Source organism: Plantactinospora sp. KBS50 (assembly GCF_002285795.1).
Taxonomy (GTDB): domain Bacteria; phylum Actinomycetota; class Actinomycetes; order Mycobacteriales; family Micromonosporaceae; genus KBS50.
Genome location: NZ_CP022961.1, coordinates 5,347,888 through 5,361,205, shown reverse-complemented (window position 1 = coordinate 5,361,205; position 13,318 = coordinate 5,347,888). Strand labels below are relative to the sequence as shown.

General features: G+C 73.1%; 11 protein-coding genes. 3 read left to right on the top strand and 8 right to left on the bottom strand.

Going from position 1 to position 13,318, the window contains the following annotated elements:
- From CIK06_RS23085 to CIK06_RS32040, 3 genes are read right to left on the bottom strand one after another with little or no spacing between them, the layout of a single operon-like run.
- Nucleotides 1-1,326: a class I SAM-dependent methyltransferase gene (locus CIK06_RS23085; RefSeq protein ID WP_198347975.1), complete on the bottom strand. Its 1,326-nt coding sequence runs from the start codon at nucleotides 1,324-1,326 to the stop codon at nucleotides 1-3.
- On the bottom strand, nucleotides 1,323-1,805 hold the full coding sequence (locus CIK06_RS32045; protein ID WP_255408528.1) for an NAD(P)-dependent oxidoreductase: 483 nt from the start codon (nucleotides 1,803-1,805) through the stop codon (nucleotides 1,323-1,325). The genes CIK06_RS23085 and CIK06_RS32045 overlap by 4 nt, the downstream gene beginning before the upstream one ends.
- Complete coding sequence (locus CIK06_RS32040) at nucleotides 1,802-2,446, bottom strand: NAD(P)-dependent oxidoreductase (RefSeq protein WP_255408527.1); 645 nt, start codon at nucleotides 2,444-2,446, stop codon at nucleotides 1,802-1,804. Before CIK06_RS32040 ends, CIK06_RS32045 begins: the two co-directional genes overlap by 4 nt.
- Nucleotides 2,447-2,614: 168 nt before the next feature.
- On the opposite strand from CIK06_RS32040, the gene CIK06_RS23075 reads away from it, so the two are divergent.
- Genes CIK06_RS23075 through CIK06_RS23065 form a run of 3 tightly spaced genes read left to right on the top strand, consistent with a single transcriptional unit; the run spans nucleotide 2,615 to nucleotide 5,296 of the window.
- Nucleotides 2,615-3,844 carry a class I SAM-dependent methyltransferase gene (locus CIK06_RS23075; RefSeq protein WP_232533813.1) on the top strand — a complete coding sequence of 410 codons (1,230 nt, stop codon included), beginning with the start codon at nucleotides 2,615-2,617 and terminating at the stop codon, nucleotides 3,842-3,844.
- On the top strand, nucleotides 3,845-4,660 hold the full coding sequence (locus tag CIK06_RS23070) for a glucose-1-phosphate cytidylyltransferase (RefSeq protein ID WP_095566567.1): 816 nt from the start codon (nucleotides 3,845-3,847) through the stop codon (nucleotides 4,658-4,660). It begins immediately after the preceding gene.
- Nucleotides 4,661-5,296, top strand: coding sequence for a PIG-L deacetylase family protein (locus tag CIK06_RS23065; RefSeq protein WP_095566566.1), 636 nt, complete (start codon nucleotides 4,661-4,663; stop codon nucleotides 5,294-5,296).
- A gap of 12 nt (nucleotides 5,297-5,308) precedes the next feature.
- Here the strand turns inward: CIK06_RS23065 and CIK06_RS23060 are convergent, their stop codons facing one another.
- From CIK06_RS23060 to CIK06_RS23040, 5 genes are all read right to left on the bottom strand, one after another.
- Nucleotides 5,309-6,328, bottom strand: a complete 1,020-nt coding sequence (locus CIK06_RS23060) for a hypothetical protein (RefSeq protein WP_095566565.1) — start codon at nucleotides 6,326-6,328, stop codon at nucleotides 5,309-5,311.
- 188 nt (nucleotides 6,329-6,516) lie between these two features.
- On the bottom strand, nucleotides 6,517-7,770 hold the full coding sequence (locus tag CIK06_RS23055; protein WP_095566564.1) for an AI-2E family transporter: 1,254 nt from the start codon (nucleotides 7,768-7,770) through the stop codon (nucleotides 6,517-6,519).
- A 164-nt stretch (nucleotides 7,771-7,934) separates the two neighbouring features.
- Complete coding sequence (locus tag CIK06_RS23050) at nucleotides 7,935-10,058, bottom strand: hypothetical protein (RefSeq protein WP_095566563.1); 2,124 nt, start codon at nucleotides 10,056-10,058, stop codon at nucleotides 7,935-7,937.
- Nucleotides 10,059-10,314: 256 nt separating this feature from the next.
- A complete protein-coding gene (locus tag CIK06_RS23045) occupies nucleotides 10,315-11,610 on the bottom strand; it encodes a DivIVA domain-containing protein (protein ID WP_095566562.1) in 1,296 nt (431 codons plus the stop codon).
- 527 nt (nucleotides 11,611-12,137) lie between these two features.
- Entirely contained in the window at nucleotides 12,138-13,238 is a 1,101-nt protein-coding gene (locus CIK06_RS23040) for a TIGR03621 family F420-dependent LLM class oxidoreductase (RefSeq protein ID WP_095566561.1), read from the bottom strand.
- Between the last annotated feature and the right edge of the window lie 80 nt (nucleotides 13,239-13,318).

Genomic DNA, 13,318 nt, shown 5'->3' with positions numbered 1-13,318 from the left:
TCAGGCGACCAGCAGTTCGGCGGCGACGCCGAGTTCGTGCAGGGCGTCGGAGACCTCCGCCCGGTACGCCGGATTCGTGATGACCACCGTGCGGGGCGAGAGCCCCGCGAGCGTGCCCGGCGGGTCCACCCGGTGACCGGTCACCGGCAGGTAGCGGCCCCACTTGCGCGGGTTCACGTCCACCACGGCCGCGAGCCGGCGCTCCGGGTCGATCAGGTTCAGGAACTGCACTCCGCGCGATCCGGCGCCCCAGAGCGCCGGCCGGTCGCCGCCGGCGACCAGCCGGGCCAGGGTGGCCCGCCAGCGCCGCCGCTCGGCCGCGTGCCGCTCGGCGAAGCCGCCGACCGCGGTGAGCTGCCGGTCCCGGTCGTCCCGGGCCGGCAGCCGGGACGCCGCCGTCGGCGCCGGGGCGTTCGCCGAGATCTCCACGTACCGGAACATGCCGTCGAACAGCGGGCCGGTGGCCACCACCCGCCAGCCGGCCCGCTGCACCAGCCGGCACAGCGGATAGCCGGCGAAGTACGACACGTGCGGGTAGATCACCTCCCAGCCGGCGGTGGCCAGGTCGTACTCGGCGTCCGGCACCTCCAGGTAGCCGTACACCGGCCGGGCCCCGGCGTGCTCGCGGAGCCGGAGCAGGAACGTGTACGGGTCGTCCAGGTGCTCCAGCCAGTGCCGGGAGGTGACCAGGTCGTACCGGGGCAGGTCGCCGTCCGGCGGCGCGTGGCCGCGGTGCAGCACCGCGCCGGAGGGGTCCGGCCCCTCGATCCCGGCGTACATGGCGTCGTAGCCGACACCGTGACAGCCGGCGGTCCGGCACAGCTCGCGGAGGAACTCGCCCTGCCCGCAACCCACGTCCAGCACGGTGCCGCCGGCGAGCCGGTAGCGCCCGGCCAGGTACCGGACCAGCCCGGTGGAGAAGTCCCGGAAGGCCGCGGAGTGGTGCAGGTTGGTGTCCATGCCGGTGTCGTAGTTCAGCGCCGCCGCGTCGAACGCGAGGTTGCGCACGTACGCGCAGTCCGGGCAGACGGCCAGCCGCATCCGGCCCAGCGGGGAGGCGAGCGCGGCGGCCCGGTCCGGCCAGTGCACGCCGCACTCCACGGGCACCTCGCCCAGGTCGGCCACCGGGGCCAGCGGACCGCCGCCGCAGGCCACACAGGTCCGGCTCCCGCCGGCCGGGTCCCGGTCCAGGTCCCGGTCCAGGTCCCGGTCCGGATCGCGGTGCGGGTCCCGGGTCGGGTCCCGGTCCGGGTCGAGGTGCGGGTCGGGCCGGGGGTCCCCGGTCCGCGGTACGACGCCGGCCGCCGCGCCGTCCCGCCCGGTCACCCGACCCACCGCAGGTCGGGGCGGAGCCGTCCGGCCGCGCGCAGCTCGCGGATGCGGGCCAGCCGCTGGTACCGGGCGGCCAGGTCCGCGCGGCCGAGCCCATGCCGCTGGTACGCCTCGACCAGCTGCTCGATGCCCTTGCGCAGCGTCCAGCGGGGCCGGAACGCCGGGACCTCCGCGGCGATCCGCGCGCAGTCGACCCGGTAGTCGCGGGCGTCCGTTCCGGCCCCGGCGGCGAACGTCACCCGCGCCCCGTCGACCACCTCGGCCACCATCGCGGCGACGTCCCGGATCAGATGGTTCTCGCCGGTCGCCCCCACGTTGTAGGCGCGGGCGTGGACCACCTCCCGGGGCGCCTCGACGAGCGCGATCAGCGCGTACCCGATGTCCTCGGCGTGCACCAGCGGGCGCCAGGCGCGGCCGTCGGACCGCAGCCGCACCTGCCCGGTGAGCAGCGCGTGCGCGACGAGGTCGTTCACCACCAGGTCCGCGCGCAGCCGGGGGAGAACCCGTACGCCGTGGCGTTGCGGGCGAAGACCGGTGAAAAGTCGTCGTCGGCCAGCGCCACCAGGTCGCGCTCGGCCGCCACCTTCGTCTCGCCGTACACCGTGAGCGGAGCGAACCCGGCGTCCTCCGTGAGCGGAGCGAACCCGGCCTGCTCCGTGAGCGGAGCGAACCCGGCCTGCTCCGTGAGCGGAGCGAACCCGGTGGCCGCGGTGCCGGCTGGGCCGGGTTGGCCGGGTTGGCCGGCCCGGCCGGTGCCGTACAGGCTGCACGAGGAGGCGAAGACGAACCGGGGCACGCCGGCGGCCCGCGCGGCGCGGGCCAGCCGGACGGTCGCGGCGTGGTTGATCTCGACGGTCAGCCGGGGATCCAGGTCGCCCAGCGGATCGTTGCAGAGCGCCGCGAGGTGCACCACCGCGTCGAACCCGGCGCACTGTGCGGGGCCGACGTCCCGCAGGTCCATCCGCCGCCCGGGCACCTCGGGCGGCGCCGGGCCGAGCAGCTGGTCGGCGTACAGGTCGCTGTCGAGTCCGGACACCTCGTGTCCGGCGGCGGTCAGCAGCGGCGTCAGCACGCTGCCGAGGTATCCGTGGTGGCCGGTCACCAGCACGCGCACGGTGCATCCTCCCGTCGTCGGCGGGGTAGCCGAGCCGAGTCTAGGAGTGATCGTACGACTACCAGAGGTGACAGTCAGGTTTTGGACTGAACAGTCGTACCGGCATATGTCCTGATTAGCGTGACTGGTCGGGCGGACCGGAAGGTTCGGGTGTTATGGGGGTGAGGCATGATCATGGCCACCTGCCGGCTCTGTGCGGCCGAGTTGACCGAATCCTTCGTCGACCTGGGCATGTCCCCGCTCTGCGAGAGCTATCTGAGCGTGGAGCGGCTGGACACCGCGGAGACGTTCTATCCGCTGCACGTGCGGATCTGTCCCGAGTGCCTGCTGGTACAACTGCCCGCGTACGTCGGTGGTGAGGAGATCTTCCGCGACTACCCGTACTTCTCGTCGTACTCCGACTCCTGGGTCGCGCACGCCGGCCGGTACGCGCAGACCATGGTGTCGGCCCTGGAACTCGGGCCCTACAGCCTGGTCACGGAGGTCGCCAGCAACGACGGCTACCTGCTGCGGCACTTCGCCGAGCGGGGGATCCCGGTGCTCGGCGTCGAGCCGGCGGCCAACGTCGCGGCGGTCGCCCGGCGGCACGGGATCCGGACCAAGGTCCGGTTCCTCGGCCCGGAGACCGGGGTCGACCTGGCCGCCACGTACGGCCGGGCCGACCTGGTGGTGGCGAACAACGTGTACGCGCACGTGCCGGACCTGGTGGGGTTCACCGAGGGCCTCGCCGCGCTGGTCAAACGGACCGGGCTGGTCACCCTGGAGTTCCCGCACCTGCTGCGGCTGATCGAGCGCCGGCAGTACGACACCATCTACCACGAGCACTACCAGTACCTCTCGCTGCTGACCGCGCAGCGGGCGCTGGCCGCCGGTGGCCTCGCGGTGGTGGACGTGGAGGAACTGACCACGCACGGCGGCTCGCTGCGGGTGCACGCCCGACCGGCCGCGGCGGCGGGGGAGCCGTCCGCCGCGGTCAAGGCGGTGCTGGACCAGGAGGCCCGGGCCGGCCTGCACACCCTCGACGGGTACCGGGGGTTTGCCGAGAGCGTCTTCGCGGTCAAACGCGACCTGGTGGAATTCCTGCACGGCGCGCGGGGCCGGGGGGAGCGGGTGGTCGGGTACGGCGCGCCGGGCAAGGGGAACACCCTGCTCAACCACTGCGGCATCCGGGCCGACCTGCTCCCGTACACGGTGGACCGCAGCCCGTACAAGCAGGGCCGGTTCCTGCCCGGAACGCACATCCCGATCCACCCGCCCGAGCGGATCGCCGCCGACCGGCCCGACTACGTGCTGGTGCTGCCCTGGAACCTGCGCAGCGAACTGTCCCGGCAACTGGCGTACGTGCGGGACTGGGGCGGTCGGCTGGTGTTCCCGATCCCGCGGTTGGCGGTGGTGTGAGTGAAGGTGGTGCTGTTCTGCGGGGGCTTCGGCATGCGGATGCGCGAGGACGCGGCCTCGGCGCCCAAGCCGATGGCGATGATCGGTGACCGGCCGCTGCTGTGGCACGTGATGCGCTACTACGCCCACTTCGGCCACATGGACTTCGTGCTCTGCCTCGGCTACGGCGCGGCGGCGGTGAAGGAGTACTTCCTGCGCTACGACGAGACCCGGACCAACGACTTCACGCTCGCCCGCGGCGGTCGCGACCTGCGGCTGTTCTCGACCGACATCACCGACTGGAACATCACGTTCATCGACACCGGCCGGAACGCCAGCATCGGCGAGCGGCTGCTGCGGGTACGCCGGTACGTCGAACGCGAGGAGATGTTCCTGGCCAACTACGCGGACACGCTCACCGACGCGCCGCTGCCGGACATGATCGAACGGTTCGCCGGCAGCACCGCCACCGCGAGCGTGCTGGCGGTGCCGGTGCAGTCCACCCATCACGTCCTGGACATCGCCGCCCCCGGCGACCGGGTACGCCGGATCCGCCCGATCCGCGAGCTGATGCAGTGGGAGAACGGCGGCTACTTCGTGCTGCGGCCGGGCATCTTCGCCGCGCTGCGCGAGGGCGAGGACCTGGTGCCGGACGCCTTCGACCGGCTGCTGCCGTCCGGCCGGCTGATGGCGCAGCGGTACACCGGGTTCTGGCGGGCCGCCGACACCTTCAAGGACCGGGCCGAACTGGAGGACCTCTACCGTTCGGACCGCTGCCCGTGGATGCTCTGGGACCCGCACCGGATCCGGCCGGCCGACACGGTGCTGGCGCGCTGAATGCCCCGCCTCCGGCTGGCCGAGGTCCGCGCGGTGACGCTGCTGGGCGCCCATCCCGACGACATCGAGATCGGCGCCGGCGGCCTGCTGCTCGCCCTCGGCGCCCGCGCCGACCTGCGGGTGCACTACGTGCTGCTCACCGGCAGCGCCGAGCGGCACGCCGAGGCCCGGGCCGCCGCCGCGGCGTTCCTGCCGGCGGCCCGGCTCAGCTTCGCGCTGCACGCCCTGCCCGACGGCCGGGTGCCGGCCAGGTGGGCGGCGGCCAAGCGGATCGTCGAGGAGGCGGCCCGGCTGCTCGACGCCGATCTGGTGCTGGCCCCCGGCGCCGACGACGCGCACCAGGACCACCGGACGCTGGCCCGGCTGGTGGCCACCGCGTTCCGGCGCGCACCGGCGCTGCACTACGAGATCCCGAAGTGGGACGGCGACCTGGGACGGCGCAACGCGTACCTGCCGTTGTCCGCCGAGCGGCTCGCACGGAAGGTGGAGCTGCTGACCACCCACTACCCGTCGCAGCGGGCCCGGGACTGGTGGGACGAGGAGGTCTTCCGCGGCCTGGCCCGGTTGCGCGGGGTGGAGTGCCGGTCGCGCTACGCCGAGGCGTACCGGTGCGAGAAGGTCCTGATCGAGGCGTGACGGGCGCGCCGGTCACGGCAGCACGGGTTGGCCGTTGTCGAACCACACGTTGGTGGACCGCTCGAAACAGATGCCGGGCTGCGAGGGTCGGGCGATGACGCCGTACCGGTAGTCCCGGCCGTACTTGTTCTTGATGAACCGGACGTCGCTGGCGACCAGATCGCTGCGGATCCCGATCGAGTAGTTGCCGCCGTTGCAGTAGTTGTCGGTGAACAGCAGGTCGGTCAGGGCCGGTGCCGTCTCCGAGCCGACCATCAGGCACGAGTTGAACGGGTCCTGCAACTGCGGGTTGTACGTCTCGATCCGGTTGTGCTGGACCAGGATCCGGCTGCCGCCGGTGGTCTGCAGCGAGTCGTTGTGCGTGCCGGGCAGCCGGGCCAGGTCGTGCAGGTACGAGTTGAGCACCCGGGTGTTGTTGCCCAGCCGGGCGCCGTCGATGGTGTTGTAGATGTTCGCCCGATCGAGGGTGAAGTCGCTGCAACAGACCGCCACCGCCGTACCGCCCCGGCCGTTGATCTCGACGTCCTGCAGCATCAGCCCGGACGCGCCGTTCATCACCCGGACCGCGAAGGTGGTGCTGTTGCAGGTGATCCGGGACCTGAGGATCTGCACGTCGCTGGCGTACACGTTGACGCAGCCGGTCAGGTTGAGGCCGGTGATGACCTGTCCGGCCTTGCGCAGGTTGAGCGTTCCGCTCTGGTTGTGCAGCGTGGTACCCGGTGGAACACCGGTGGAGTCGGGACCGGGCCAGTAGTCGATCGGGGTGGGCGGGGTGCTGGTGTCGGGGCTGCGCGCCGGCGGCGTGCTGCGGGCCGCGGTGGGTGGCGGAGCCGTCGCCGGTGACGGGGTGCCGATGACCGCCTGGTCGGAGTTGGGCGGCCGTTCGGGTCCGTCGGTGGCCAGGTAGGCGCCGCTGACGATGAGGGCGACGGCCAGCGCGGTCAGGCCGCCGAGCCAGGCCGGCCGGAACAGTTCGCGTCGCGTCGCCGGTCGGCCGACCCCACCCGGCGACCCGGATTGGATGGTGGACATGGCGTCCCCCTGCCAGACAAAGTGGAAGCCGGTCTGCTCGCTCCCATACCCCCGGGTCCGGCCGGTGCGGAACCGCGGGTTGCGCGGTGCCCGAGGGCACCGTCGTCATGGGTCAACGTTACCCTCAGTGACTGGCTGGTTGCAGAGTCCGATGAGACGGATTGTGGACAGGTTGGTCCCGGGCGCGGCTATCGTGCCTGCTGGCGGGGGAGGACGACCTCCCGCACGATGAGCTGGAGGGCCGCCACCGCCGGGATCGCAACGAGCGCGCCGACCACTCCGAGTAGCGCAACCCCGAGCAGTGCGGCGACGATCGCCGACACGTCGTTCACCTTCACGGACCGGCGCATCACCATCGGATAGATCAGGTAGTTCTCGATCTGCTGGTAGACCACGAAGAAGACCACGCAGGCCAGGCCGACCCGCCAGGACGAGGCGAACCCCACCAGGCTCACGATCACCGCACCGATGGTCGCGCCGATCTGCGGGATGAGATCACAAACGGCCACCACCACGGCCAACGCGAACGGGTACGCCAGCCCCACCACCATGGCGAAGACGAAGGCGCTGCCGCCGGCCAGCACGGCGATCGAGAGCGCCCCGACCATGTACGCGCCGACCTTGTCCAGGATCTCGTCCCCGATCAGCTGCACCCGCTCCCGCCGGGAGGCCGGCACCAGCGCGTAGCCGAGGTGCCGGATCTGGTCGAAGGCGGCCAGAAAATAGATCGTCAGCACCAGCACGGTGAGCAGGCCGAACAGCGTGCCGAAGATCAACCGGGCACCGCCCAGCACGCCGCCCAACGCCCGGCCCGCGGTCTCCGCGTTCGCGGCCGAGGAGAGCCGCTCCGCCAGGTGGTACCGCTCCGCCAGGTCGTTGATGGTCTCGTTGCGGCGCAACTCGTCCAGATAGTGCGGCAGGTGGTCCAGGAACTGCGCGGACTGCGAGACCAGCGGCGGGACCAGGGCCACGACGCCGCCGCAGAGCAGCAGCACCACGGTGAGCGCGACGAGCGCCACGGCGGCGCCGCGGGGCAGACCCCAGGACCGGAGCCGGGCCACCGCCGGGTGCAGGCCGATCGCCAGGAACAGCGCGATGAAGACCAGCACGAGCAGCGAGGCGGCGTTGCGCAGGGCGAGAAAACCGGCGTACGCCAGCAGCACACCCAGGCCGAAGGTGAATCCGACCAGGAAGGGGCTGCGCCGCAGCGGCCGGCCCGGTCGCCCGAACCGGCCCGGGTCATCCGGGTGGACACCGCCTCCGGTGTGTCCGGGCCGGGCGTCCCGGGTGGACCCGTCCCCGCCGCCGGGACCCGCGTGGTCGACCGGATCCTCGGCGGCCGGCCGGTCCTCGCCGCCCGGGTCCGCCGCGGCGCCGTGGCCCTCGTGCTCGGGGTCCGCCGTGACTCCGTGGCCCTCGCCAGCCGGGTACGCCCGTTCCACCCGCGCCTCCCCGCTGTGCCGACTGTCGGCAGGGTAGCCGGACGGGCGCCCGGTAGTCACCCCGGAATGGAAGATCAGCTACCGGGAAGACCGACACAACGTCGGCGCACCCGGGGTCCGGGTATCCCCGTTGCCCCGAGTACGCCGAAGGTGTGTCGCGCGGGTCAGCGGTGCCGGCGACGCGAGTCGACCATCCGCTTGTGCTTGTGGGACCGGTCGTCCGGACCGGGCCGGGCCACGTCGCCGATCGGCTCCGTACGGCCGGTGACCTTCGCCGGTACCGGCTCGCCGTCGCCGGGCTCGGGCGTGCCGGCGTTGTCGGCGGTCACGCTCAGCGCCACGGTCTCCTCCTCGTCCGGGACGGAGGCCAGCGCGACGGTCTCGTCCGGGACGGAGGCCAGTGCGACCGTCTCGTCCGGGACGGAGGCCAGCGCGACCGTCTCGTCCGAGACGGAGGCCAGCGCGACGGTCTCGTCGGCGACCGGGGTCAGCGCGACGGTCTCGTCGGCGTTCGCCGGGACCGCCGCGGTGCCGTCCGGGTCGTCATCGCTGATCGCGCCGGGGGCCCTGCCGTTCGCCGTCGAGCCTGCCGGCACGGGGGCGGGCTCCGCCGGGTCGGTGTCCCGGGCGGTCACCGGCGCCGGCCCGCCCGCGGTCGCGCCGAGCGTCTCGCCCACGCCCGCCGGTTCGTCCGTGCCCGGGTCGCCGGCCCCGGCGGTCGCCCGCTGCACCCCGGCACCCGCCTGGGCGATGTGCCGCTCGGCCGTCTCGGCCGAGCGTTGGGTGCCGCCGAGCCTTTCGCGTTCGGTCGCCAACTGGCGCTGGACCTCGGCAAGCTGCCGTTGGATGGTGTCGGACTGCTGGCGGGACGCCCAGGTCTCCTGCCGCAGGTCGGCCAGTTGCTGCTGCGCCTGGGCGATCTCCAGCATCACCTCGGCGAGCTGCTGCCGGCCGGTCACCGCCTCCTGCTGGGTGGCCGCGAGATGCTGCTGGGTGGTGGCCAGGTGCTGTTGCGCGGTCGCGGCGTACTCCTCGAACTGCCGCTTCGACTGCGCGACGTGCTCGTCGGCCTCCCGGCACACCCGCGCGGCGTACCCGTCGGCCTGCTCCCGGACGTCGCCGGCGTGCCGCTCGGCCTCGGTGCGCAGCCGGGTGATCTCCTCCTCCAGGCTCCGCCGGGTGTCGGTGGAGTGCTCGTCGGCCTCCCGGCGGACCTGTTCGGCGTACGCGTCGGCCTTCTTGCGGATCTTGCCGGCGGCCTGCTCGGCCTCGGTCCGCTGCTCCGCGTACTGCTGCTCCAGACCGGCCCGCCACTGCGCGAACTCGCCCTCGACGGCGGCCCGCTTCGCCATCACCTCCCGGTCGGCGATGGCCAACCGGTTGGCGATGTCCTGCTCGGTGGCGGCCCACCGCTGCGCCATCTCCTGCTCGGTGGCGGTCTTGCGCTGCACCACCTCGCGCTCGACCCGCTCCCGGAAGACCCGCAGTTCCCGCTGGACCTGCTCGCGGGTCTGGGTCACGTACTCGTCGATCTCGGTGCGCTGCTCCTGGACGTACCGGTCGGTCTCGTCCCGCTGCTCGGAGACCCACTGCGCGGTCTCGGCCCGCAGCCGCTTGACGTACTCGTCGACCTCGGTCCGCTTCTGCTGGACGTAGTTCTCGGTCTCGGCCCGCTTGCGCTGGTTGGCCTCGGTGGTCCGCTCGGTCAGCTCGCGGGACTCCTGCTCGGCCCGCGCGAGGGCCTCCTCGCCGGCGGTACGCAGCCGGGCGGCCTCGTCGGCGGCGGCCTGGACGGCGTCGTCGGCCTCCTTGAGCCGGTCCGCGGTGGCCTTGTCCTCGTCGGCACGCCGCGCGGCCAGCGCGATCTCGAAGTCGCGCAACGCGTTCGACGCGTGCTCGCGGGCCTCGGTCAGCACCCGCTCGGCGTCGGCCCGACGGCTGTCGATCTCTTCCTGCGCCGCTCCGATGATCGCCTCGGCCTGCTCCTCGGCGATGGCGAGCATCTGTTCGACCCGCGGGCCGAGGTGCCGGAAGGACGCCCGGTCCACCATGCCCACCTGGCGCCGCACGTTGACCAGATCCCGCTGTAGCTGTTCGATCTGACCGGCCATGGCGTTGACCTGTGTGTACGCCTGTTCGCGCTCGGTCGCGAGCGTGGCGATCTCGTGCTCCGCCCGGGCGACGTAGCGGTCCACCTGCCGTTTGTCATAGCCCCGGAAGGCGGGCTCGAAGCTTGGCTCCGTGGTGACTTCCCCGCCAAGGGCGAACAGTTCCTCGCCGTGCGACATGCCTCCCATCCTCACACGTCTCGTCCCGTCGCGCGGCGATACGGACGTCCGTGATGCGACGTAGGTCACCGTGGAATTGGGCCGGATCAGGCGCTTTCGCGGCGCTACCGGTGTGGGTGGTTCCCGGACTTTCCCGTAACGACCCTCTTGTCCCAATTGACCCCGGTCGGCGGTGGTATGACCACCGCCGACCGGGACCCAGCGTCGTCCTCGGCGCCGGCCGTACGGCGAACGTTCCGGCCGGGCGCCCCCGGGCTCAGCCGGCCGTCTCGGCGGCGACCTTCTGCTCGGCGGCCTGCTTGGCGGCCTCGGCGGCGGGCTTGTCACCCTTGCCCTCGGCGGCCTGCTGGTCGGCCGACCCGTCGGCGGCCTTGCCCACCGTCGGCACGATCCCGGCCAGGCCGGAGAGCATCTGGCCGAGCTGCGAGGTGACCGCGTCCTTCTGCCGGGTGAGGTCCTCGACCTCGCGCCGGGCGGCCTGCGTGGTCAGCTCGGCCTCGGTGCGGGCCTCGTTGAGCACCCGGTTGGCCTCGCTGCGGGCGTCGCCCAGGGTCCGCTCCGACTCGGCCCGGGCCTTCGCGAGCATCTCGGCGGAGGACCGTTCCGACTCCACCCGCCGTGCCTCGGCGCGCTGCTCGATCTCCTTGGCCCGCTCCTGCGCCGCGGTGGCCCGCTGCTCGGCCTCGGCCACCAGCCGCTGGGTCTGGGTAACCTGGGCCGCGTGCCGTTCGGACTCCTCCCGCTCGGCCCGCTCCCGCCGCTCGGCCAGCTGGAGTTCGAGGGCCTGGAGGTCCTTGTCGCGCTTGTCCCGCGCGTCGGTGAGCAGCTTGGTCGCCTCGGCCCGCTTCTCCTCGGCGTCCCGGGCCGCCTTCGCCCGCAACTGGGTGATCTCGCGCTCCGCGGTGGCGCGCAGCGTCGACACCTCGCGCTCCACCATCGACTTCAGCTCGGCGACCTCGTGCGCCGTGACGGTGCGCAACTGCTTGGTCTCGCGCTCGGCGTCGGCGCGCAGCGTGTCGGCCTCGCGCCGGGCCTGCACCCGGACCTCCGCGGCCTCCCGCTCGGCCGCGGTACGCAGGCCGCCGGCCTCGCGCTCGGCGTTGGCCTTCATGGCGGTCGCCTCGGCGCGGGCCTTGTCGGTGATCTCGCGGGCCTCAAGGCGGGCGGCCGAGAGGATGCCCTCGGACTCGCGCTTGGCCTCGCCGCGGTGGTCGTTGGCCTGCTCCTCGGCGAGCCGCAGAATCTGCTCGACCCGGGTGCCCAGACCGGCGAGGGTGGGTCGACTGTTCTCCTCAAGCTGCTTGTTGGTCTCGGTGAGCTTCTGCTCGACCGCGGCCAACCGCTGCTCGGCCTGGCGCAGCCGGCGCTGCGCGTCGTTCATCCGCTGCTCGGCCTCGCCGCGGGCCTGTTCGGACTGGCTCAGCGCGCCGTTCAGCCGGCCGACGAAGTCGTCGACCTGCGCCCGGTCGTATCCGCGGAGCTGGATAGTGAAGTCAGGTTGTGTGTTGGCGTTATCGAAGAACGCCAGAGGGGAGGACTGCTGCTGGGGCATTGGCACATACTTGCAGACGCCCCAGGGGGCTTCGCAAGAGCCGTGTGGGCGCTATCCCAAGCGTACGGAGACCGCGCCGCCGGTTCGTGTCGACCCGGCTGTGCGGCGGATCCCGCACCCGCCGTTCGGACGATCTTGGCAGCTCCGGGCCGTACCGAGGCGGCCTGGCGGCGATCGTCGACCCGTCCGCCGGCGCCGCATCGGCGGTCGAAATCGCCGGCGCGACGCTTTCGGGCCGGAATGGATGCTCGCGGATAAGCCGATCGGCCGGATAAAGCGTTGCCGGAAAGTGAATGCCGGACGTTCGGATGATCGGGGCCGGGCGATCGCCGGCACCGGCCGGCGATCATCCGCACACCCGCCGAGAAACCCGTCGATCACGTCCCGGCCCACTCCGTGCCCCGCCGGTGCCGCCACCGGCGGCTCGGGCCGGCTGCGGGTGCCGGTGGCGGCCCGGGCCTGGTGCGGGTGCCGGCGGCCCGCGGCTGGTGCGGCCGGGTGTGGGTGCCGGTGGCCCGATGCGGGCGTCAACGTCCGGCCAGCCGCGCCACGATCGGCGCCGCGGCGTCGAGGTTGCCGCCCAGGTGCAGGTAGCTGATCCCGAACCGGTCGCGCAGCGCCAGCAGCCGATCCACGCAGGCCGGTACGTCGCCGTGCAGCACCACCGGCGACCCGGCCAGCGCCTCGGCCGGCAGCCGCCGGGCGTGGCTGGACGTGCAGCGGTGCTCCGACCCGCGGTGCCGCACCCGGACGTCGAACATCCGGAGCTGGAATTCCAGTCCGGCCGGATCGCGTCCGGCCGACCGGGCGGCCGCGCGTACCCAGCCCAGCTTCCGGTCCAACTCCTCGGCGCCCAGGTCGGCGGCGGCCGTGAGCGGATCCACGTCGCCGGCCAGCCGCGGGTTGATGCCCACGATGTCGGCGGACCGGCCGGCCAGCTCCAGGATCCGGCGCCCACCGCCGCCGACCAGCAGCGGCGGGTGCGGTCGCTGCGCCGGGCGGGGCAGCCCGGCCAGAGCGGTGACGCGGTAGTGCCGGCCGGCCGCCGTGACCGGCCGGTCCCCGAAGAGGTCGCGCAGCAGGCGCACGGACTCGGCCAGCCGGTCGATCCGGACCGCCGGGGGATCGAACGGCAGGCCGAGCGCGTCGTGGTCGTCGCGCTGCCAGCCGGCGCCCAGTCCGATCTCCAGCCGGCCGCCGGAGAACACGTCCAGGTTCGCCAGCGCCCGATGCAGTACGGCGGGGTGCCGGAAGTCGTTGCAGAGGACCAGCCCGAGCACCCGAAGCCGGCTGGTCGCCTCGGCCGCCACGGTCATCGCGACCACCGGGTCGAGGGTCCAACCGGCGGTGAAGTGGTCGGAGACCGACACGGAGCTGAAGCCGAGGTCCTCGATCCGGCGCAGCCGCGCCCGCCAGCGCGGCGGGGCGACATCCAGCGGCGGCATGCCGGTGGTGAACCGGAACGGGCGTGGCCGCCGCGCCCCGGCGCGCGCCGCCGGTACCGACTCGACCTGCTGCTGGGTGCCGATCTCGTCCTCCCGTCCCCGGCCATCCGCTGCTGGTGGCCGCGCAGCGACGGTAGCCGGGCGGCGACCGTCCCGGCCCCGATCGAGTCGGATGACCGACATCGTGTGCCGATCGGTGCGCTGCCGCTACCGGGTGACCGGTCGGGTGCCTAGCGTGACCGTCGGTGCCTGACGCGACGACC